General features: G+C 63.7%; 18 protein-coding genes and 1 pseudogene. 7 read left to right on the forward strand and 12 right to left on the reverse strand.

The features are described 5' to 3' along the window. Positions 1-3: 3 nt before the first annotated feature. The 6 genes from ABVK50_RS21455 (at position 4) to ABVK50_RS21480 (ending at position 4,917) form a co-directional block, all read left to right on the forward strand. On the forward strand, positions 4-963 hold the full coding sequence (locus ABVK50_RS21455) for an ABC transporter permease (RefSeq protein ID WP_353644654.1): 960 nt from the start codon (positions 4-6) through the stop codon (positions 961-963). Continuing rightward, positions 960-1,805 (forward strand): ABC transporter permease, encoded by an 846-nt coding sequence (locus ABVK50_RS21460; protein WP_353644653.1) that lies wholly within the window; start codon positions 960-962, stop codon positions 1,803-1,805. The genes ABVK50_RS21455 and ABVK50_RS21460 overlap by 4 nt, the downstream gene beginning before the upstream one ends. Continuing rightward, positions 1,798-3,474, forward strand: a complete 1,677-nt coding sequence (locus tag ABVK50_RS21465; RefSeq protein ID WP_353644652.1) for an ABC transporter ATP-binding protein — start codon at positions 1,798-1,800, stop codon at positions 3,472-3,474. The genes ABVK50_RS21460 and ABVK50_RS21465 overlap by 8 nt, the downstream gene beginning before the upstream one ends. Before the next feature lie 40 nt (positions 3,475-3,514). Next, positions 3,515-3,760: a type II toxin-antitoxin system ParD family antitoxin gene (locus ABVK50_RS21470; protein ID WP_353644651.1), complete on the forward strand. Its 246-nt coding sequence runs from the start codon at positions 3,515-3,517 to the stop codon at positions 3,758-3,760. Then, positions 3,757-4,002, forward strand: coding sequence for a type II toxin-antitoxin system RelE/ParE family toxin (locus tag ABVK50_RS21475; RefSeq protein ID WP_353644650.1), 246 nt, complete (start codon positions 3,757-3,759; stop codon positions 4,000-4,002). Before ABVK50_RS21470 ends, ABVK50_RS21475 begins: the two co-directional genes overlap by 4 nt. A gap of 75 nt (positions 4,003-4,077) precedes the next feature. Beyond that, positions 4,078-4,917: an alkaline phosphatase family protein gene (locus ABVK50_RS21480; RefSeq protein ID WP_353644649.1), complete on the forward strand. Its 840-nt coding sequence runs from the start codon at positions 4,078-4,080 to the stop codon at positions 4,915-4,917. A 48-nt stretch (positions 4,918-4,965) separates the two neighbouring features. Here the strand turns inward: ABVK50_RS21480 and ABVK50_RS21485 are convergent, their stop codons facing one another. The 8 genes and pseudogenes from ABVK50_RS21485 to ABVK50_RS21520 form a co-directional block, all read right to left on the reverse strand. Next, complete coding sequence (locus ABVK50_RS21485; protein ID WP_353644648.1) at positions 4,966-6,354, reverse strand: family 16 glycosylhydrolase; 1,389 nt, start codon at positions 6,352-6,354, stop codon at positions 4,966-4,968. Positions 6,355-6,992: 638 nt separating this feature from the next. Continuing rightward, positions 6,993-7,934 carry an alpha/beta hydrolase gene (locus ABVK50_RS21490; protein WP_353644647.1) on the reverse strand — a complete coding sequence of 314 codons (942 nt, stop codon included), beginning with the start codon at positions 7,932-7,934 and terminating at the stop codon, positions 6,993-6,995. A 17-nt stretch (positions 7,935-7,951) separates the two neighbouring features. Next, the gene (locus tag ABVK50_RS21495) at positions 7,952-8,734 is read right to left on the reverse strand and encodes a carnitinyl-CoA dehydratase (RefSeq protein ID WP_353644646.1); all 783 of its coding nucleotides are present in this window, start codon (positions 8,732-8,734) and stop codon (positions 7,952-7,954) included. Between the two features lie 160 nt (positions 8,735-8,894). Next, a pseudogene (locus tag ABVK50_RS21500) lies at positions 8,895-11,009 on the reverse strand (acetate--CoA ligase family protein); the annotation flags it as partial. Positions 11,010-11,018: 9 nt separating this feature from the next. Next, positions 11,019-12,182 (reverse strand): acyl-CoA dehydrogenase family protein, encoded by a 1,164-nt coding sequence (locus tag ABVK50_RS21505; protein WP_353644644.1) that lies wholly within the window; start codon positions 12,180-12,182, stop codon positions 11,019-11,021. A gap of 155 nt (positions 12,183-12,337) precedes the next feature. Next, positions 12,338-13,402, reverse strand: coding sequence for a carnitine 3-dehydrogenase (locus ABVK50_RS21510; protein ID WP_353644643.1), 1,065 nt, complete (start codon positions 13,400-13,402; stop codon positions 12,338-12,340). Continuing rightward, complete coding sequence (locus ABVK50_RS21515; RefSeq protein WP_353644642.1) at positions 13,399-14,022, reverse strand: peptidase; 624 nt, start codon at positions 14,020-14,022, stop codon at positions 13,399-13,401. The genes ABVK50_RS21510 and ABVK50_RS21515 overlap by 4 nt, the downstream gene beginning before the upstream one ends. A gap of 14 nt (positions 14,023-14,036) precedes the next feature. After that, positions 14,037-14,942, reverse strand: a complete 906-nt coding sequence (locus ABVK50_RS21520) for a 3-keto-5-aminohexanoate cleavage protein (RefSeq protein ID WP_353644641.1) — start codon at positions 14,940-14,942, stop codon at positions 14,037-14,039. A 113-nt stretch (positions 14,943-15,055) separates the two neighbouring features. Here ABVK50_RS21520 and ABVK50_RS21525 point away from each other — a divergent pair, with 113 nt between their 5' ends. After that, a complete protein-coding gene (locus tag ABVK50_RS21525; protein ID WP_353644640.1) occupies positions 15,056-16,036 on the forward strand; it encodes a GlxA family transcriptional regulator in 981 nt (326 codons plus the stop codon). Between the two features lie 70 nt (positions 16,037-16,106). Here the strand turns inward: ABVK50_RS21525 and ABVK50_RS21530 are convergent, their stop codons facing one another. From ABVK50_RS21530 to ABVK50_RS21545, 4 genes are all read right to left on the reverse strand, one after another. Continuing rightward, a complete protein-coding gene (locus ABVK50_RS21530; protein ID WP_353646966.1) occupies positions 16,107-16,361 on the reverse strand; it encodes a hypothetical protein in 255 nt (84 codons plus the stop codon). A gap of 121 nt (positions 16,362-16,482) precedes the next feature. Further along, positions 16,483-17,793, reverse strand: coding sequence for a xylose isomerase (gene xylA / locus ABVK50_RS21535; protein ID WP_353644638.1), 1,311 nt, complete (start codon positions 17,791-17,793; stop codon positions 16,483-16,485). Continuing rightward, positions 17,793-19,244: a xylulokinase gene (gene xylB, locus ABVK50_RS21540; protein WP_353644637.1), complete on the reverse strand. Its 1,452-nt coding sequence runs from the start codon at positions 19,242-19,244 to the stop codon at positions 17,793-17,795. Before xylB ends, xylA begins: the two co-directional genes overlap by 1 nt. A gap of 161 nt (positions 19,245-19,405) precedes the next feature. Next, a complete protein-coding gene (locus ABVK50_RS21545) occupies positions 19,406-20,731 on the reverse strand; it encodes a tetratricopeptide repeat protein (protein ID WP_353644636.1) in 1,326 nt (441 codons plus the stop codon). Between the last annotated feature and the right edge of the window lie 5 nt (positions 20,732-20,736).

The following is a 20,736-nucleotide window of genomic DNA, read 5'->3' on the forward strand; positions in this document are numbered from 1 at the left end:
GTCATGGGCGGACCCATCCTGAAACTCGTCGCCCAGCGCATCGCGCTGGGCGTCGTTCTGCTTTTCGCGGTGTCGGCGCTGATCTTCGCCGGCACCCAGATCCTGCCCGGCGACGTCGCCCAGACCATTCTGGGCCAGAACGCGACGCCCGAAGCGGTCGCCAATTTGCGCGAGGAACTCGGCCTCAACGACCCTGCCATAATCCGCTACTTCCGCTGGCTCGGCGGCGTTCTGACCGGTGATCTCGGAACCGCGCTCTCCAACGGCCAGGACATCGCCACCTCGCTCGGCGGTCGGCTCTGGAACACGCTCTTCCTCGCTTTTTGGGCCGCAGCCGTCTCTGTCCCGCTCGCCGTCATCCTGGGCCTGCTTGCGGTGCGCTACCGCAACGGCGCGGTCGACAAGACGATATCGGGCCTCGCGCTCGCCTCCACCTCGCTGCCGGAGTTCTTCATCGGCTACATCCTGGTCTTCATATTCGCGGTGAAGCTGCAATGGTTTCCGGGCATCTCGACCGTTTATGAGGGCATGCCCTTCGCCGATCGCATGAAAGCAGTGGCGCTGCCCGCAACGGCGCTGACGCTGGTCGTGCTCGCCCATATGATGCGGATGACGCGCGCCGCGATCCTCAATGTCATGCAATCGGCCTATATCGAGACGGCCGAGCTCAAGGGGCTCGCGCCTTTCGACATTATCCGCAAGCACGCCTTCCCCAATGCCATTGCGCCGATCATCAATGTGGTCATGCTGAACCTCGCCTTCCTCATCGTCGGCGTCGTCGTGATCGAGGTCATCTTCGTCTATCCCGGCATGGGGCAATATCTGGTCGACCACGTCTCCAAGCGCGACGTGCCGGTGGTGCAGGCGGTTGGGCTGATCTTCGCCGCGGTCTATATCGGCATGAACATCGTCGCCGACATCGCCGCAATCATCGCCAATCCGCGCCTGAGGCATCCGAAATGACCGCCGCCGCGCTTCAATCCATCCGCCGCATCCCGATCGGCGCGCTGATCGGCCTGATCCTGACCGCGACATTCCTGTTCATCGCCATCTTCGCGCAATGGATCGCACCCTACGGCCTCGGCGAGATCGTCGGCGGCGTCTGGGAGCCGATGTCGGAAAAATTCTGGCTCGGAACCGACAATCTCGGCCGCGATCTCCTGTCGCGCATGATCTATGGCGGCCAGACCACGATCCTGATCGCCGCGCTGGCAACGGCTTTGTCCTTCTCCCTCGGCTCCGTGCTCGGCTTCACGGCGGCCGTCGTCGGCGGCTGGTTCGACACCCTGATGTCGCGCTTCGTCGACCTCCTGATGTCGATCCCGACGCTGATCTTCGGTCTGGTCGTGCTCTCGGTGCTCCCCACCACCCTGGTCACGCTGATCCTTGTCATGGGCATCCTCGATTCCACCCGCGTCTATCGCCTCTCGCGCGCGGTCGCCGTTGACATCAACGTCATGGACTTCGTCGAGGCGGCCAAACTGCGCGGCGAGGGAACGCGCTGGATCATCTTCCGCGAGATCCTGCCCAACGCGCTTTCGCCGCTGGTAGCCGAACTCGGGCTGCGCTTCATCTTTGCCGTGCTCTTTCTCTCCGCCCTTTCCTTCCTCGGCCTCGGCGTTCAGCCGCCCGCCGCGGACTGGGGCGGCATGGTCAAGGAAAACAAGGAAGGCATCGTCTTCGGCATTCCGGCGGCGCTCATCCCGGCCGCGGCGATTGCCGCACTCGCTATCTCGGTCAATCTCGTCGCCGACTGGATCCTGAACCGAACCTCGGACCTGAAGGGAGGGCGCGGCAATGGCTGATATTCTGGCGCGTCCTTCCGTTGAAGTGGAGCCGCAGCGGCCCCTGCTCGACATCCGCAATCTGCGCATTGAGGCGCGCGTCTATCCGCCCGGCGAAGATCCGCGCAACATCGTCATCGTCGACGACGTTTCGCTGAAGCTCGAGCGCGGCCGCGTGCTGGGCCTTATAGGCGAATCCGGAGCCGGCAAATCGACGATCGGCCTCTCCGCCATGGGCTATGGCCGTGGCGGCGTGCGTATCACCGGCGGCGAGATCCTGCTCAATGGGCGCGACATCCGCAAGGGCGGCGCGCAAGGCCTGCGCAAACTGCGCGGCCGCGAGGTCTGCTACGTCGCGCAATCGGCTGCCGCCGCCTTCAACCCGGCGCACCGACTGATGGACCAGGTGGTGGAATCCGCGCTGCTGCATGGCACGGCTTCGCGCGCCGAAGCCGAAAAGCGCGCCGTCGCGCTGTTCAGGAAGCTAAGCCTGCCGGACCCGGAAAACATCGGCCGGCGCTTTCCGCACCAGGTTTCCGGCGGCCAGTTGCAGCGCGTGATGACGGCGATGGCGCTGTGCTCGGAGCCGGACCTGATCGTCTTCGACGAGCCGACCACTGCGCTCGACGTGACCACACAGATCGATGTCTTGGCGGCGATCAAGGACGCGATCCGCGACACCGGCGTCGCCGCGCTCTATATCACCCACGATCTGGCTGTGGTGGCGCAGGTCTCCGACGAGATCATGGTTCTGCGCCACGGCAAGCTGGTGGAATGGGGCGGCACGCGTCAGATCATCAAGGATCCGCGGCAGGAATACACCAGTGCGCTGGTCTCGGTGCATGAGATCGAGCATCAGGAGAAGAAGCCCGGCGCGACCCCCTTCCTGTCGGTGAAGAACATCACCGCCGCCTATGGCGGAGGCACGGTGAAGGTTCTGAAGAACGTCACCGTCGACATATCTCCCGGCCAGACGCTTGCGGTGGTCGGTGAGTCCGGTTCGGGCAAGTCCACCCTGGCGCGGGCGATCACCGGTCTGCTGCCGCCGATGGAAGGCAGCATCACCTTCTCCGGGCGAAAGCTCGCCAATCGCTTGGCCGACCGCAGCAAGGAAGATCTGCGCCAGTTGCAGATGATCTACCAGATGGCGGACGTCGCCATGAACCCGCGCCAGACTGTGGGCACCATCATCGGCCGGCCTCTGGAGTTCTATTTCGGCATGCGCGGCAAGGAACGCGACCGCCGCGTCGCCGAACTGCTCGAGAAGATCGAGATGGGCAAAGGCTTCATCGACCGTTATCCGGCCGAGCTCTCCGGCGGCCAGAAGCAACGCGTCTGCATCGCCCGCTCGCTCGCCGCCAAGCCGAGCCTGATCATCTGCGACGAGGTGACGAGCGCGCTCGACCCGCTGGTCGCCAACGGCATCCTCAAGCTCCTGCTCGACCTGCAGAAGGAGGAGGACGTCGCCTATTTGTTTATCACCCACGATCTGGCGACCGTCAAATCGATCGCCGATTCCATCGCTGTCATGTATCGCGGCGAAGTCGTGCGCTACGGCCCGAAAAGCCAGGTGCTGACGCCGCCCTTCGATGACTACACCGACCTGCTGCTTTCATCCGTTCCGGAGATGGAGATCGGCTGGCTGGAAAAGGCGATCAAGGGAAGACGGATGGAGAGCGCCGGGAATTGAGGTTCGTTGCCAGCGATACCTTTTTGGTAAACTGCCCCGCATGAACAAGAACACATCCATTTCCCTTGGCCCGCACTTCACTGAGTTCGTCGACCGGCAGGTCGAAGACGGCCGCTTCGCATCCGCCAGCGAGGTCGTCCGCGCCGGGCTGCGGCTGCTGGAAGAACATGAAGCCTATGTTGCGTTCGTGAGGGCCGCCTTGATTGAAGGCGAGCAAAGTGGTGAACCGCAGCCGTTTGACCTTCAGGAGTTTCTCTCCGAGATGCATCGCGAAAGAGCAAAATGAGTGGATTCCGGCTCTCGCCTTCGGCGCGTGCCGATGTCCGCGAAATTTGGTTCGATACGTCGGACACCTGGAGCGAGGCGCAGGCTGATCGGTACATGGCCCATATTGAATCGACTTGCGCCAAGCTCGCCGCCGGCGAACTTACCGGACGATCCGCCGGAGAATTCCGAAAGACTATTTTAAGATCGCGGTGGAGTCTCACTTCGCCTTCTACAAATCGTGGGACCGGACAAGCAAATTGACGTGATGCGCATCCTTCATCAGAAAATGAATTTCCCGGCGCGCCTTCGCCGTCATTAGAACCATTTGGCCTCGACATGCCCCTCCGCACCAAACTCCTCCTCATCGTCCTCGACGGCCTGCCTTGGCGCAATTGGCGCAGATTCATGGGCAATCTCGAAGGCTGGGTGCAGTCGGGCGAGGCGCGCGTCTGGAAGATGCGCTCCGTCCTGCCCTCGACCTCGGCCTCCTGCTACGCGTCGATCCACACCGGCGTGGCGCCGCAGGTGCATGGCGTGGTGTCGAACGAGACGCTGTTTCGGGTCGAGCAGCCGGACATCTTTTCCGAGGTGACGAAGGCCGGCGGCAGGACCGGCGCGGTGACGCATTCCTTCTGGTCGGTCTTCTTCAACCGCGCGCCCTTCGATATCGTGCGCGACATCGAATATGACGAGCCGGGCGGGCCTATCACCCATGGCCGCTTCCACACGATGACCGGCTACAATCACAAGAACCAGATGACGCCGAGCGACATCGACCTGTTCGCTACGCTCACCATGCTGACGGAACGCCACGGCATCGACTACGGCATCCTGCACACGTGCACGCTCGACTCCATGGGCCACCGCTACGGCCACGATTGCGGCGAAATGGACCAGGCGCTGTTCGTCATGGACGCGCAGCTCGCCGCCTTCCTGCCGCGCTGGCGCAACGCCGGCTACGAGGTGATCGTGACAGCCGATCACGGCCAGACCGGTCGCGGCCACCATGGCGGCCATGACGACGAGATGCAGGATTTCGCGCTCTACTATTTCGGCAGGGGCGCAGGGCCGAATGAGGATGTTCTGCTCGACCAGTTGCAGCTGGCGCCGACAGTGCTTTCACGCCTGGGCGTGCGCATCCCGGAGACGATGCGGGCAAAACCCTTCCTGGACTGAATGCGATCATTCAGCGCCCGCCAAGCGGCGGATGCTCCTCTTCGCTTCTCAGGCGAGCCAATCCAGTTCGTAGGCGCGGATGTAGTCGATCTGCATCTCGGCAGGCGTGGCCAGCCCGTCGGCCGGCTCTCCTGCCACCCCTCCGACGGCCAGATTGGCCAACATGTACATAGGTTCGTGCAAATCGTCCGGCGTGTCGGTGCGAAAAACCTCGACATCGTCGAAATACCAGACGAGTTCCTCCTCGGTCCAAAGCACGCCATAGGTATGAAAGCCTTCAGTGTCAGGCACATTGACCGCCGAGGATACCGTGGTCCGGCTCCCCGTCTCGTTCGAATGCACCGACACCTGGAGGGTGCCCGGGTCCTGTCCGCGCATTTCCACGACATCGATCTCGGGCGGCCAGGATCCGTCCGCCGGCAGCAGCCAGAAGGCCGGCCAGGTTCCGTGATTGTCCGGCATGTCGGCGCGCATCTCGAAATAGCCGTAGGTCTGCGAGAAGGACTCGTAGGTCGTAATCAGCCCGGACGTGTATTCGTAATTGTTGATTTCCGGCTTGATCGCTTCCGGCGTCTGCGCGGCGGTGATGGTGAGAACGCCGTCGTCGACGCTGAACGGGTTCACGGAACTCGTTGGGCCGTAATCGTGATCGATATACCACTGCCTCTCGCCGTTACCCGGCAGCGTGCTTCCGTTCGGCTGGCCCCACCAGAAATTCGAGTCCCAGGTGCCGCTCTCGCCGTCCCATAGGCTGAGCGTGTCGAACTCGTCCGAAAAGGACAGGCGCATCTCCGATTTGTCGAGGCTGAGCTTGAACTGCGCTGGGTGGAACTCATCAATGCTGGTGTCAGCGAAAACCAGGATCTCGCCGTCGCCGAGATCGAGCCGCGTGTCGGCGCCGGTCTGGGTCATGTTCGCACGCACGGCGTCGAAGGAGATGAATCCGTAGCCGTCGAGGCGCACCTGATCCGGTGCTCCGAAATCGAGAACCAGGTCGCTTCCGTTGCCCTCCGAGACGATGAAGATGTCCGCACCTGATCCGCCCTTCAGCACATCGTCGCCCGCGCCGCCGTCGAGCGTCTGCCGGCCGGAACCGCCGGTGATTATGTTGTCGCCCGAATTTCCGAAGGCATAGCGCCCATTGCCGGTAACTGTCAGGTTCTCGATATTGTCGGGCAGTGTATAGCTCATCCAGGTGTTGATGGTGTCCACGCCTTCGCCGGCTCTTTCGAAGGCGCTGTTGCGGGTGGAATAGAGATAATAGATGTCATCACCCGATCCTGCCGACATGACCACGCTTACGGAACTGTCGCCCCACATCGAATCGTTGCTGGAACTACCGTAGAGCCGCGGGCCGGAATTTGTCGCCGAGAAGTGATTGACCGAAGATCCGCTGTAGGGAAGGGCAACGCCTTTGGCGTTGAGCACGGTAGCCATATGGCCTCCTGTTTCTGCGTTTTATCCTCCCCGCGGCAGGCTAACATCCATATCCCACCGGCGCGACCAGGTTCGCGCTAAAATTGTGCAACACCGGGTAACCAGAATTGCGCTCCAGGCTTCGATCGATCTCTGGTTTTGTCTTTCTGGTCATGTGTCGGTCTTTCCTTGTTTGAGGCCAAGCGGATGCGTTCCCGCGCTTCTTGTCGAAGCCGGGGGCGTGGGGAGCGGCGCATGGCAGCGACGCCTAATCAATTTAATTAGTTGACGCGCTGCCATGCGCCGCCGGCGTTTTCTCCCCTGATCGCCGTCCGGCCCATCGCCCTACCCCGGTATGCCTGGGAATAGAGCGCGGGCGCACAGGCGCGACCCGGGGCCGGAGAGACCCGCGCGACCCAGCAGGTATCGTCTCCGGCGCCACACTTGCCTGGATGCCGGTCGTGTACACCCGTCCCCACCAGCAAGCTGCCGGGACTGAGTATGATGGAGGCGCCAGGCGTGTGGATGAATCGGGAGCGAGAAAGCGAAGAAATCTTACAAGCTATTGATTTCAGGACGTAAAAATATTTTCCGGGGCAGGATTCTATTCACTGGCAGCGCTTGGCCGGCAGAAATTTCGCTGGGTCAGCGCCAGCGCCTCACCAAACCCATTCCCCCTTGCCGAGCACAACTACCGCCTCGATGATCCGGGCAAAGCTGGCGCGTGCCCGCGAAGCCATATGCCGCCCACGCAGATAGCCATGCACGAGTCCCGGCTCCTCGTGCCACCAGGCCTTCCCTCCCGCCGCGACCACGCGGCTGCCATAGGCCGCGCCGTCGGAGGACAGCGGATCGCATTCGGCGGTGATGATCACGGTCGGCGGCAGATTGGCGAAATCCGCGTCGGCGAGCGGCGTAAGCGTGATGTCGCCGGTGCGGTCGATTCCGCCGGTGCGGATATGCTTGTAGAATTCCAGGTCGCGCGCCGTCAGCATCGGCGCCTCGGCATGAGCAATATACGAGCCCTTCGAAGCATCGCCGCCGAGCCCCGGATAGATCAGCACCTGTCCGATCGGGTGGCGCTTATGGCCGCGCGTCGCATGGCTGACCGCGGCCGCGAGATTGCCCCCGGCCGAATCCCCGCATAGAAGGATCGGCCGCTTGTAAGTTGTCGCCGCCCATTCGAAAGCGCTCATCGCATCGTCGAACGCTGCTGGATAGACGTGCTCGGGCGCCAGCCGGTAATCGACCGAGACCACCTCATAGCCACTGCCCGCGCACAATTCGGCGCAGACATCGTCATGGCTGTCGAGCCCGCCGAGGATGAAGCCGCCGCCGTGAAAGTAGAGCACCATGGCCGAGGCTTCGGGAGCGGCGGTGCGGTAGATGCGGATTGGAATGGCATGCGTGGGCGTGCTGATCGTCGAATCCTCAGCGGCCACGCCTTCGGGATAGCCAGCGTGAAAAGCGCGGCACATCCGGTTGTAAATCTCGCGCTGCTGTCCGATCGTGTAATCGACGGTGTCGGGCGGGTAAAAGCTGGCGGTCTTCTCGATGAAGGCCCAGGTCTCGGCGTCGATCAGCTTTTCATAATCGGCCATTTTCTCTCCTGGCGGAGCTACCTGCCCTTCCAGACCGGATCGCGCTTCTCGGCAAACGCGCGAAAGCCCTCCTGGTTGTCTTCGGAAGCATAAAGTTCGTCCACGGTGCGGAATTTGCGCTTGGTGATCCAGTTCATCGCATCCTGGAATTCCATCGCCTCGGCGCGACGCGCAACCTCCTTGATCGCTGCGAAAACCAGCGGCGGCCCACCGGCGAGCAGGCGGGCGATCTCCCACACGCGGTCCTCGAGCTTCTCTTTCGGCAGCACCTCATTGACCAGTCCCCAGCGATGCGCCTCCTGCACATCCATCCAGCGCCCGGTGAACAGCAAATCCATCGCGACATGATAGGGAATGCGCTTCGGCAGCTTCACCGTCGCCGCGTCGGCCAGCGTACCGGCGCGGATTTCAGGCAGGGCGAAGCTCGAATGGTCCGAGGCGTAGATCAGGTCGCACGACAGCGCGAGTTCGAAGCCGCCGCCGACCGCCATGCCGTTGACGCAGGCAATCACCGGCTTGTTCATGTCGCGCAGTTCCTGCAAGCCGCCGAAACCGCCGACGCCGTAGTCGCCGTCGACCGCATCGCCGCCGGCTGCCGCCTTCAGATCCCAGCCGGCGCAGAAGAACTTGTCGCCCGCTGTTTTCACGATGGCGACGCGAAGTTCCGGATCGTCGCGGAAGGCCTGGAACGTCTCGCCGAGCTTTCGCGACGTTGCGAGGTCGATGGCGTTGGCCTTTGGCCGATCGAGGGTCACTTCGAAGACGCCGCCCTCGCGGCGGGTAGTGATGACTTCGGGCATCAAATTTTCTCCTTGGCGCCGGCTTGCGAGACTCCCTCCCCCTTGCGGGGAGGGTGGCCCGGAGGGCCGGGTGGGGGTGGCGCAGAACCGAACGCTTGGTCTCCCTCGGTCGCCTTCGGCGCCCTCCTCCCCGCAAAGGGGAGGAGGGCGTGTTCTTTGTCACCATCAGCGCATCGGCGATCCAGGCGCCCCGGCGCTCGCCACAGACGATCAGCGGGTTGATGTCGAGTTCCTCGATGCTGTCGGCGTTGTCCGCCACGAAGGCGGCAATGCTCAGAATCGCGTTGATTGCCGCATCGAGATCGGCCTTCGGCCGGCCGCGATAACCATCGAGCAACGGAAACAGTTTTAGCCCGCACAGCTCCGTTTCGATCTCGTCACGTGTTGCAGGTAGCATCAGCGTGGCTGAGTCCTTCAGCAGTTCGACCAGCACGCCGCCCGTGCCGAGTGTCATCACCGGCCCGAACAGCGGATCGCGCGTGAAGCCGACAATGAGTTCGGCGACGCCGCCCTGCACCATCCGCTCGACATAAAGGCCGGTTCCGAGCGGCAACAGCGCCACGGCAGCCGCCTGTACCTCTTCGGCAGATTTCAAATTGAGCCTGACCGCGCCAAACTCGCTCTTGTGGGCAACGCCCAGAGCCTTCAGCGCCACCGGAAAACCAAGTTGCTCGGCGGCGGCGACGGCATCGTCGGGGTTGGATGCGCGGCGGCCAGCCGGGACGGGCAGGTTTGCCTTGGCAAGCAAGGCTTTCGCCTCGGCCTCGTCCAGCGCCAAGGAACTCCCCACCGGCTCGGGCTCTGCCCGAGTCGCCTCACCCCACGAGGGAGAGATGGCGGGCGCAGCGAACGAGTGAGAGTTCCATGCACCTAAAGACGCCGCCATCGGACGCTTCCACGCCTCACCGACAAACGCCGCCGCTTCGATGGCGTCCATCGCCTCTTCTATCCCGTAAAGGGGCACGATGCCGCGCCTCATCAGGTCGGCGCAATATTCCTCCGGCAGGTTCTCGGGCAGTGAGGCGAGGATGCCCCCCTTGGCGTCGTTGGTCTTCAGCGCGGCCTCGAAGGCGCGCAGCGTCGCCCACCAGTCGTCGTCCGAGCAGCGGTCCTTGCGCGGGAAGTCGATGACGAGAACGTTGAAGTCGTAGCCGCCGGAGACCATCGCCGTGAAAGTCGCGGTCATCGCCGGCTCGTTGTTCCAGATGAAGGTGTGGTAGTCGAGCGGGTTGGCAACAGCCACCAGAGGCCCCAGCGTTGCCTTGACGCGCTTCCAGTGCTCCTCAGTCACGGTCGGGAAGTGGACCTTGCGGCCCTCGGCGCTGTCGGCCATCACCGAGGCCTCGCCGCCCGAGCAGCTCATCGAGGAGATGGCGTAGCCGTCGAGCGGCCCCGCCGCGTGCATAAGCTTGAGCGCTTCAAGAAAAGACTGGATCGAATTGACACGCGGGATGCCGAGGCGCCTGAGGAACGCGTCAGACGCCGCATCGGATCCGGCAAGCGAAGCGGTATGCGAAACGGTCGCCTTGCGCGCCTGTTCGGAGCGGCCGACCTTCATCGCCACGACCGGTTTGCCGAGCTCGCGGGCGCGCGCTGCCAGCCGCTCGAAGCCGGCGACTGAATCGAAGCCCTCTATGTGGAGACCGAGCGCGGAGACGCGGTCGTCCTCGATCAGGCCGAGGGCCATCTCTGAGAGGCCCGTCTGCGCCTGGTTGCCCGCTGTCATCATGAAGGCGACCGGCAGGCCGCGCTTCTGCATGGTCATGTTGATGGCGATGTTCGACGACTGTGTGATGATCGCAACGCCACGCTCTCCGGCCGTCAGGCGCTCGCCGCCATGCTGGTCGGGCCACAGCAGCGCGCCGTCGGCATAGTTGATGAGGCCGTAGCAGTTCGGCCCGATGATCGGCATGTCGCCGGCTGCCTCGACCAGCTCGCGCTGCAGCCGCTCGCCGTCCTCGTCGTAGTCGCCCGTCTCCAGGAACCCCGACGCGAAGCAGATCGCGCCGCCCGCTCCCTTCTCGCGCAGTGCCTTGACCATTTCGACGGTGAGGTGGCGATTGACGCCGATGAAGGTGGCGTCCGGCGCGCCGGGCAGGTCGGCGACGGTCCTGTAGGCCTTGACCCCTTCGACAGTGTCCTTGGTCGGATGCACCGGCCAGATGTCGCCGACAAACCCCATCTTCAGCGACTGCTTCACCACGCTCGTGCCGAACGCTCCGCCGCCGATGACGGCAATGGATTTCGGGCGCAGCATGCGTTCGAGTTTATGCATGTTGGCCGTTCAGCCCCCAACCGCCCGCAGCAGCGCGCGCGAAATGATATGCCGCTGGATCTCGCTCGTTCCTTCCCAGATCCGCTCCACCCGCGCGTCGCGCCAGATGCGCTCCAGCGGCAGATCGTCCATCAGGCCCATGCCGCCGTGGATCTGGATCGCCTCGTCTGCGACGAAGGCCAGCATCTCCGTCGCCTTGAGCTTGGCCATCGCCATGTCTTGGTCGGTGACCGTGCCCTGGTCGTATTTCCAGCCGGCCTCGAACACCATCAGATCGGCGGCCTTCAGTTCGGTCGCCATGTCGGCGAGCTTGAACGAGACGCCTTGGAACTTGCCGATCTGCTGACCGAACTGTTCGCGCTGCGCGGCATATTCGATGGCGTGGCCGAGCGCCCGTTCGGCGCGGCCGAGGCAAGTCGCGGCAACCTGCAGCCGCGTCGCGCCGAGCCATGAATTGGCGACCTCGAAGCCCTTGTGGACCTCGCCGAGCACCTGTTCCTTGGGCAGGCGGCAATTGTCGAATTCGAGGATCGAATTGGTGTAGCCGCGATGCGAGACGTTGCGGTAGCCGTCGCGCACCGTGAAACCCGGCGTGCCCTTGTCGACGAAAAATGCAGTGATCTTCTTGCGCTTGCCGCGCGGCGAATCCTCCTCGCCCGAGGCCATGAACACGATGGCGAAATCGGCGATGTCGGCGTGCGAGATAAAGTGCTTGGTGCCGTTGAGCACCCAGTCGTCCCTGTCCTGGACAGCCGTCGCCTTCATGCCGCGCAGATCGGAGCCGGCGCCCGGCTCGGTCATCGCCAGGCAGTCGGACTTTTCGCCGCGAATGCATGGGAACAGGTATTTCTCGCGCTGTTCCGGCGTGCCGGCCAGAAGAATGTTCGACGGCCGGGCCACGCAGGTCCAATGCAGCGCGTAATTCGCCCGGCCAAGCTCCTTCTCGTAGAGCAGCCAGGTCACCGTATCGAGCCCCGCGCCGCCGACATCTTCCGGCATGTTGGCTGCGTAGAGCCCGGCCTCGCTCGCCTTGGCCTTAAGCTCCTCAATCAGTTCGCGCCGAAGATGCCCGGTGCGCTCGACCTCCGCCTCATGCGGATAGAGCTCGTTCTCGACAAAGGCCCGGGTCGTATCGACGATCAGGCGCTGTTCTTCGGTAAGGCCGAAATTCATGTTCACATCACCTGTTGCAAGGCTGACCGTCTCTTTGTGCGTCCTTCGACAAGCTCAGGATGAGGCGGGTTGCGCCAACCCTCAAAAATGCGGGGCCAGCACCAACGGCCCTCATCCTGAGCTTGTTGAAGGACGCACAACCCAAGTTCACCGCATCACCCCTTCTTCTTTCTCGGTTTGCCCGCCTTCGCCTTCTCGGCGGCCTTCGAAACCGGCTTCTTTGCTGCCAGCTTGGACAGCCGCTTGGTGTAATCGTTGTGCAGCGCGCCGGCGCCCCAGCCCTTGCCCTTGTTCTGCTTGCCCAGCGCTTCCATTATCGCGACAAGATTGTCGTCGCGGATCTTTTCGAGCTCGCGGATCGACAGGCCGTGCGCCTGTTCATCGGACTGCGTGGCGATCAGGTCGACCAGTTCGTCATTGAACTCCGGTACGTCCATCAGCTTGGTCCACGGCCATTTCAGGCAAGGCCCGAACTGAGCCATGAAGTGGCGCATGCCGGCCTCGCCTCCGGCGACGCGATAAACCTGGAACATGCCCATCTGCGCCCAACGAAGGCCGAAGGAGTAGCGCATGATGTCGTCGAGTTCCTCGACGGTGCAGATGCCGTCCTTGATCAGCCACAGCGCCTCGCGCCAAGCGGCTTCGAGCAGGCGGTCGCCGACGAATGCCTCGATCTCCTTACGGATGACCACCGGCTTCATGCCGATCGAGGCATACATCTCCTTTGCGACCTCGATCGCTTCGGGCAGCGTGTCCTTGCCTCCAACGATTTCGACCAGCGGCAGGAGATAGACCGGATTGAACGGGTGGCCGACGACCAGCCGCTCCGGATGCTTCATGGCAGTCTGCATGTCGGACGGCTTGATGCCTGAGGTCGACGAACCGACGATGGCGTTCGCCGGCGCGTGCGCGTCTATCTCCGCCAGCACCTTGTGCTTCAGGTCCAGCCGCTCGGGCACGCTTTCCTGGACGAAGTCTGCGTCCGCCACTGCTTCCGCGATGGTTCTGGCGAAGGTCAGCTTGCCTTCTTTGGGCAGGCCGCCGGGCAGCATCTGTTTGTAGGCGCGGCGTGCGCCCTTCATCACCTCGCCGACCTTTCGCGACGCTTCTGGGTCGGGATCGAAGATCGAAACGTCGATGCCGTTGAGAAGCAGCCGCGCCACCCAGCCCGCGCCAATGACCCCGCCGCCAATGGCCGCGGCCTTGCTGATGATGCTCATACGGATGCTCTTTGCCTGGCCGTTTCGATGTTGATGAGGGCGACACGCTCACCCGCGCGGATGACGGCGGGATCGTAGGCCTTTCGCGAAAACACTTCGGTCACGAACGGCCGGAAGAACTCGATCGGCAAGGTGTCGTAATCCGGATCGAAGCTCGACTGGTCCCAGCGCTCGCAGAACTGGTCGCAATCGTCGAAATAAAGGTGGCCGGCGAACCGGTCGCGGGCATGCGGATTGCCGCCGAGATGATGCGCGTAATAGAGGCGTTGGAAGTCGCCATGCTTTTCCACGACCCAGGTGCACTGCTCGCGCACGAAGGGCTTCAGGATCGCGGCTGCGTATTCGTCATGATTGTAGGGTGCGTAGATGTCGCCGATATCATGCAGCAACGCGCAGGCGATCCAGTCTGAATCGGCCCCGTCGCGCCAGGCACGGGTCGCCGCCTGCAGCGAATGGCCGAGCCGCGTGATCTTGTAGCCGGAAAGTCCCTCGTCGAGTTGCACGAGGGCGTCGAGCAGCCGATCGCCGGTTTTCGCGGCGTACTCGATTTCATGCTCTGTCAGGAAAGCATAATCTTCCTTGTCGCCGTCCTTCATCGCCGTGAATTTGACGGTCTTCATCGGAGCTCTCCGCCCTACCAGCGCTTCTTGAGTTTCATCTTCTTGCGCACGTCCTCCGCGCTCATGATGCGCGATCCCATGTTTTCGGCGACTTTCACCGCACGCTCGACCAGCGCGCCGTTGGTTGCCAGAACGCCCTTGTCGAGCCAGATATTGTCTTCGAGGCCTACGCGGATGTTGCCGCCGGCAGCCAACGCCACCGCAGTGTAGGGCAACTGGTTGCGACCGATCGAGAAGGCCGAAAAGATCCAGTCGGACGGCAGGTTCGCGGTAAGCGCGTTCAGCGTGGCGAGGTCATCCGGCGCACCCCACGGAATGCCCATGCAGAGCTGCACCATGACCGGATCATCGAGCAGGCCCTGGCCGTGCAGCCATTTGGCCAGGAGCAGGTGGCCGGTGTCGAAGATCTCGACCTCCGGCTTCACGCCGGCCGCCTGTATCTGCGCTGCCATCGCCTTCAGCATCGGCGGCGTGTTGGTCATGACATAGTCCTGCTCGCCGAAATTCATCGTGCCGCAGTCGAGCGTGCAGATTTCGGGCAGGAGCTTGGTGACATGGGCCAGCCGCTCGGTCGCGCCGACCATGTCAGTGCCGGCAGGTGATGGCGGCAGCGGCTGCTCGGGGCTGCCCAGCGTCAGGTCGCCGCCCATGCCGGCGGTGAAGTTGATGACCATATCGACGCCCGACTGCTTGATTAGGTTCAGCACCTCCTCGTAGAGCGCGACGTCGCGTGCGCCCTTGCCGGTCTGGGGATTGCGCACATGGATATGGGCGATCGCCGCGCCTGCATTTGCGGCTTCGATCGACGCATCGGCGATCTGCCGCGGCGTGACCGGCACCTTATCCGAGCGGCCGGTCGTGTCACCGGAACCGGTGACGGCGCAGGTGATGAATACGTCGCGGCTCGGGTTCAGACCCATGGAAGCTCCTCCTCGATCTTCTTTACGCGCAATCGCCGCAAGGGCCGATGCTGCTTAGCTGACGCGATCATGACCGACTTGCGAAAAGCTGTTTTACATTTTACGAAGCCTGCATGACCAAAGACGAAAACCCGTCGATCTTTTCGCCCGAGCGTACAACGCTCAAGGTGACTTTCCTGGTCCTCTCGGGCTCTTCGATCATGTGCGTCGCCTCGGCCGTCGATCCGCTGCGCGCCGCCAACCGCATTTGCGGCGAAACGCTCTTCGACTGGAAGATCGTATCCGCCGATGGCGAGGCGCCAGTCACCACCTCCGGGCTTCCGGTCGCCGTCAGCGACCGCTTCGACCCGGCTGAAAAGACCGACGTGCTGATCGTCGTCGGCGGCTTCGGCTCCAGAACCGAGGGCGGTCAGAAACTGGTGTCGGGCATCCGTCGGACGGCGCGCGCCGCCCGCGCCTGCGGCGGCGTCGAGGCCGGCACGTGGCTGCTCGCCCGCGCCGGCCTGCTGGAAGGCCGCGCCGCAACGACCCATTGGGAAGACATGGAGGATTTTGCCGCCGCCTTTCCCGGCGCGGATGTGCGACCGGATCGCTATGTCATTGACGGCCCCGTCTTCACGACTGGCGGCGCATCGCCGACCTTCGACCTCATGCTGCATCTCGTCCGCACCCGGCTTGGCATGGCGGTGGCGCTCGATGTGGCGAGCGTCTTCATCTACGACCAGGCGCGCGCCGCGACTGACGCGCAGCCGCTCGTCTCGCTCGGCCGGCTCGACGGATACGACCCGCGGCTGGCGCAGGCGATAAGGCTGATGGAATCGCATGTCGACCGCCCCCTGACGATCGCGGCAATCGCCCGGCGCGTCGGCGTCACCGCCCGCACGCTGGAGAGTGTCTTCGGCAGATCCATCGGCGAAACGCCCGGCGCATACTATCTCAGGCTGCGCCTCAACGCCGCCCGCCGGCTGGTGCTCGACACGCGGTTGGCTATGGCCGATATCGCCGAGCGCAGCGGCTTTTCAAGCGCCGCCGGCTTCTCGCGGGCGTTTTCGAAGAGCTTCGGCGAAGCGCCCGCCAGAATGCGGCGCGGCTGACAGCCGTATTGTGTGGGGACCTGCCAAGGCCGGCTGTCGGATCTGACTCCGTGCGCCTCGACACTATGAACTACGCGCGTCGCCGCTCCGGCTCACCTTCGATCATTTCGCGCATCGTCGCGGCCAGCCTCCTTTCGAACCGGCGCGCCACGGCGGCATCCCATTCGGGCGCTTCGCGACCTTCGCCAGTCGGGGCAGGCATCGCCAGCAGCCGGTCGACGATGGAAGCCTGATCCTGGACCTGATCGAGCAGCGCACCGATCTGCGCGTCGAAACCGCTGCCCGGATGTGCGTTTTGCCAGTTCTTTTCCATGCCCGAAAGCATAGCGGTGTTGCATGACGGTCAGAAGGCAAGGACGTGACGGGAATGCGACGATGTCCGCGCTCATGGTTTAAGCCCTGCCGCCGGCGGAGAAAATTTTTGCCCGCCGGCGTGCGGCCGGGCGTCAGACGTAGCGGTTGACGATGTTCTCCAGATACTCCTGGCGGCCGGACTTCGGCTCGGGGTTGATGTCCCGCTTCTCGACATGTTGGGCGATTTCCTCGAGCGAATAGCCGCCGCCGAGCACCTTTTTCGCTTCCGCGTCGTTCCAGCCGGCATAGCGGTCCTCCAGCGGGCCGGACAGCGCCTTGTCCTCGATCATCCGCGCCGCCGCCTTCAGCCCGCGCGCGCAGCAATCCATGCCGCCAATATGGGCGATCAGCAGATCCTGCGGATCGAGCGACTGGCGCCTGAGCTTGGCGTCGAAATTGGTGCCGCCCGTCTTGAAACCGCCGCCGGCGAGCACCTGGTAGTATGCCAGCGCCATTTCCGGCACGTTGTTGGGGAACTGGTCGGTATCCCAGCCCGACTGGTAGTCGTTGCGATTCATGTCGATGGAACCGAAGATTCCGAGCGCATTCGCCAGAGCAAGCTCATGCTCGAACGAATGGCCGGCGAGGATCGCGTGACCCTGCTCGATATTGACCTTTACCTCGTTTTCCAGCCCGTATTTCTTCAGGAACCCGTAAACGGTGGCCACGTCGTAATCGTACTGGTGCTTGGTCGGCTCCTGCGGCTTCGGCTCGATCAGGATCGTGCCCTTGAAGCCGATCTTATGCTTGTAGTCGACGACGAGGTTGAGGAACCGGCCCGCTTGGTCCATCTCGCGGCGCAGATCCGTATTGAGCAGGGTCTCATAACCCTCGCGCCCGCCCCACAGCACGTAATTCTCGCCGCCGAGCCTTTGGGTTACGTCGATGCACTTCTTCACTGTCGCTGCGGCGAAGAGAAACACGTCCGGATCGGGATTGGTCGCGGCGCCCGCCATAAAGCGGCGATGCGAGAACAGGTTCGCCGTGCCCCACAGCAGCTTTGTCCCGGTCTCCTGCATCTTGCCGGCGAAATAATCGGCGATCTCGTCGAGGCGGGCTGCACTTTCGGCAAAGTTGCCGCCTTCGGGCCGCACATCGGCGTCGTGGAAGCAGAAATAGGGCACGCCAAGCAGCGAGAACATCTCGAACGCCACGTCGGCCTTCAGTTTCGCCAGCTCCATCGTGTCGCCGAACCACGGCCGCTCGAAGGTCTGGCCGCCGAACGGATCGCCGCCCGGCCAGGCAAAGGAATGCCAGTAGGCGACGGCAAAGCGGAGATGATCTTCCATTCGCTTGCCGTGCACGACCTCGTCGGGATTGTAGTGACGATAGGCGAGCGGATTGGTCGAATCCGGCCCTTCATACTTCACTTTGCTGATGTCGCCGAAGAAACCAGTGGTCATCACGAAACTCCTTTGATGGCTGGATAGAGCGCCCGATAGCGCTCATAGGCTTGCGCATAGGGGCTGCCGAGTTTGGCGTCGGGTTCGATCGTTTCGGCGGTGGCGGGCGCGGTGCAGACCTCATAGGGATCGGCATTTTCCGCGGCGATCAGGCCCAGCCGAGCCGCGCCGAAAGCCGCGCCGAAGTCTCCATCCGCCGGAATGTCGACGGGAATCTGCAGTGCGGTGGCGACGGCCTTCAGCCAATAGCGCGAGCGCGAGCCGCCGCCGATCGCGGTCACGCGACCGAGTTCGGTGCCAGCCTGGTGCAGCGCCTGCTGACTGTCGCGGAAGGCGAATGCCACGCCCTCCACGACGGCCTGCGCCAGTACCGCCCGGCTCGATTGATGGCCGAGGCCCGCGAAAACGCCGCGGATCGCAGCGTCGTTGTGCGGCGTCCGCTCGCCAGAAAGATAGGGCAGGAACGTGACGCCGGTAGGCGCCTTCAGCGTCTCGCCGAGTTCGCCGGTCAGGTCGCTCGCCTCTTTGCCGGTTATCTCGGAGAGCCAGTTCAGCGAATCCGTCGCCGACAGAATGACGCCCATCTGGTGCCAGGCATTGGGCAGCGCATGGCAGAAAGTATGGACCGCGCTTTCGGGATTCGGCAGGTACGAGCCGTTGGCAGCAAACAGCACGCCCGAGGTGCCGAGCGAGACGAAGGCATGGCCGGGCCGCACCGTGCCCATGCCGCAGGCCGACGCGGCATTGTCGCCGGCGCCGCCCGCAACGACCACGCCGGCGTTCATTCCCCATCGGCCCGCAAGTTCGGGCCGCAGCGAGCCCGCCTGCTCCGTGCCTTCGACCAGGCCGGGCATCTGCCGCTCGTCGAGATCGGTCGCGGCCAGCAGTTCCGGCGACCATTCGCGAGCCGCCACATCGAGCCATGAAGTGCCGGCCGAATCCGACATTTCCGACATGTGCTCACCGGTCAGCCACAGCCGCAGGTAATCCTTGGGCAGCAGCACCCAGCGAACCTTGGCAAAGACCGCCGGTTCGTTGTTCTTGACCCAGGCGAGCTTCGGCGCGGTGAAGCCGGGAAACACGATATTGCCGGTGATCTTCCTGAAGCGCGGATCGGCGTCGAGCTTTGCCGCTTCGGCATGGCTACGTGTGTCGTTCCAGAGAATGCACGGCCGCAGAACGTCGTCGTCGTTGCCGAGCAACGTCGCGCCATGCATCTGGCCGGAGAGGCCGATGCCTTTCACGGCGGCGAGTTCGGCCGCGTGCTGCGCCTTGAGTTCTCCGACAGCCTCTTCCGTGGCGCGGATCCAGTCGGCGGGATCCTGTTCGGACCAGCCCGAATGGGGACGCGAGACATCCAGCGCGCCATGGCCGGAGCCGATGACCTTCTGTTCACCGTCCATCAGCAGCGCCTTGACGCCCGACGTTCCCAGATCGAGGCCCAGATACATGACATTTCCTCCCGGTCAGGCCGGTTTGCCGATCGCCCGCGCTCTGTTCCTCCCGCAAGCTTCCACTGTCATAGCAAAAAAACCGGCGCTGAAAACCGGCTGCGACAGAATTTTTTCGCGGCCCGCAAAAATTCTGTTCGGGCCAGCAGCGCTGCTTGCCTTCAGTTGTCGGAAAGGCCCGCGGCGCGGCGCGAGAACAGCGCGGAAAGCGGGCTGGCAGGACGCGCCAGCGCCCGCTCGGTGGCAAGCTCCGTCGCCAGCTTCTTCTGACCCGCACGAAGCGCCGCCTCGATCAGCGTCAGGTCGATGACGTCGCGTTGGGCATGGCTGCCGCCGAAGCGATGCGCGATTTTCCGGATTGGCGTGAGCAGCTGCACGGCCTCCGAATAATTGCGCTCACCGAAAGCCCTGATCGCCAGCGCCACCGGGTGACCGACATCGCGGGTGAAGGCGGCGTTGTCGCCGTTGCCGAGCATGGCTTCGCGCTGCGCCTCCAGGAGCGTCATAGCCGGCGCATCCAAACCCGCACCGACGAAGGCCATCATGGCGTGGATGTCGTTGAAGGCGTAGTTGCCCGCCCTTGCCTTGGGCGCCCATGCCTCGGCAAGTGCAGCCCAGCGGTCGCCGACGTCGACACCGGCGAGATGCAGCCGCCACAGGATAGCCGACGCATCGACCATGTTGAGTGAGAGCGAGGAGCGCGCGCCGTAGATCGGGCCGTCGTAAAGCGCCAGAACCTCGTCGACCTCGCCGAGGTCATAATGAAAGAGCGCGAGGTGCCACCAATTGTGCACCTGCAGGAAGCTCTCGCGCGTCCATGCCTCGGCATTGCCGCGCATCCACAAAATGCCGTCGTGCTGGCGGCTCTGCATTTCCATGACATGGGCGACCGCATGCTGCGCCCAGCCGTCGCGCGGCTCGAGTTCAATCGCGGAGCGGCCGAGCGCCTCGGCAACCGCATATTCGCCCATCTCCTCATGGCCGAAGGCCTGCATGCCGAGCATCGCGTGATAGCCGGGCATGCCCGGCGGCCATGACGGCATGGCCTTGGCCAGCCGGTCGCGCAGCATCGGCGCGTTGCCGGTGAAGAAGTCGATCTGGTGGCCGGCCTGCAAGGCGAGAGCGTCGCGCGGCTCTTCCACCGTGAGGCCGGCGAGCACCCGGCCGGCTTCGTGCCAGCGGCCAAGGGCGAGATGGCCCAGGGCGGCGACATGCGCCTGCTCGCGTTCCGTCGCGGACAGTTTCGAGGCCGCATCGTGGCAGGCCTTCGCAACCGCCATCGCCTCGCGCTCGGTGGAAAGGCCGAACAGATAACCCTTGAGTACGTGCGCCATGACGAAGTCGGGGTCTTCGGCAAGTGCAGCATCGACGGAGCCGACCGGATCGCCGATGAAGCATTGAAGCTGGTGCAAGGCGAGGCTGTAATGCGAAAGGCTCGCATCGCCCGCTCCCGTCAGGCCCAGGCCGAGTTGGTCGCAAACGGCCACGAAAT

The sequence above is a fragment of the Mesorhizobium sp. WSM2240 genome (genome assembly GCF_040438645.1).
Classification (GTDB): domain Bacteria; phylum Pseudomonadota; class Alphaproteobacteria; order Rhizobiales; family Rhizobiaceae; genus Allomesorhizobium.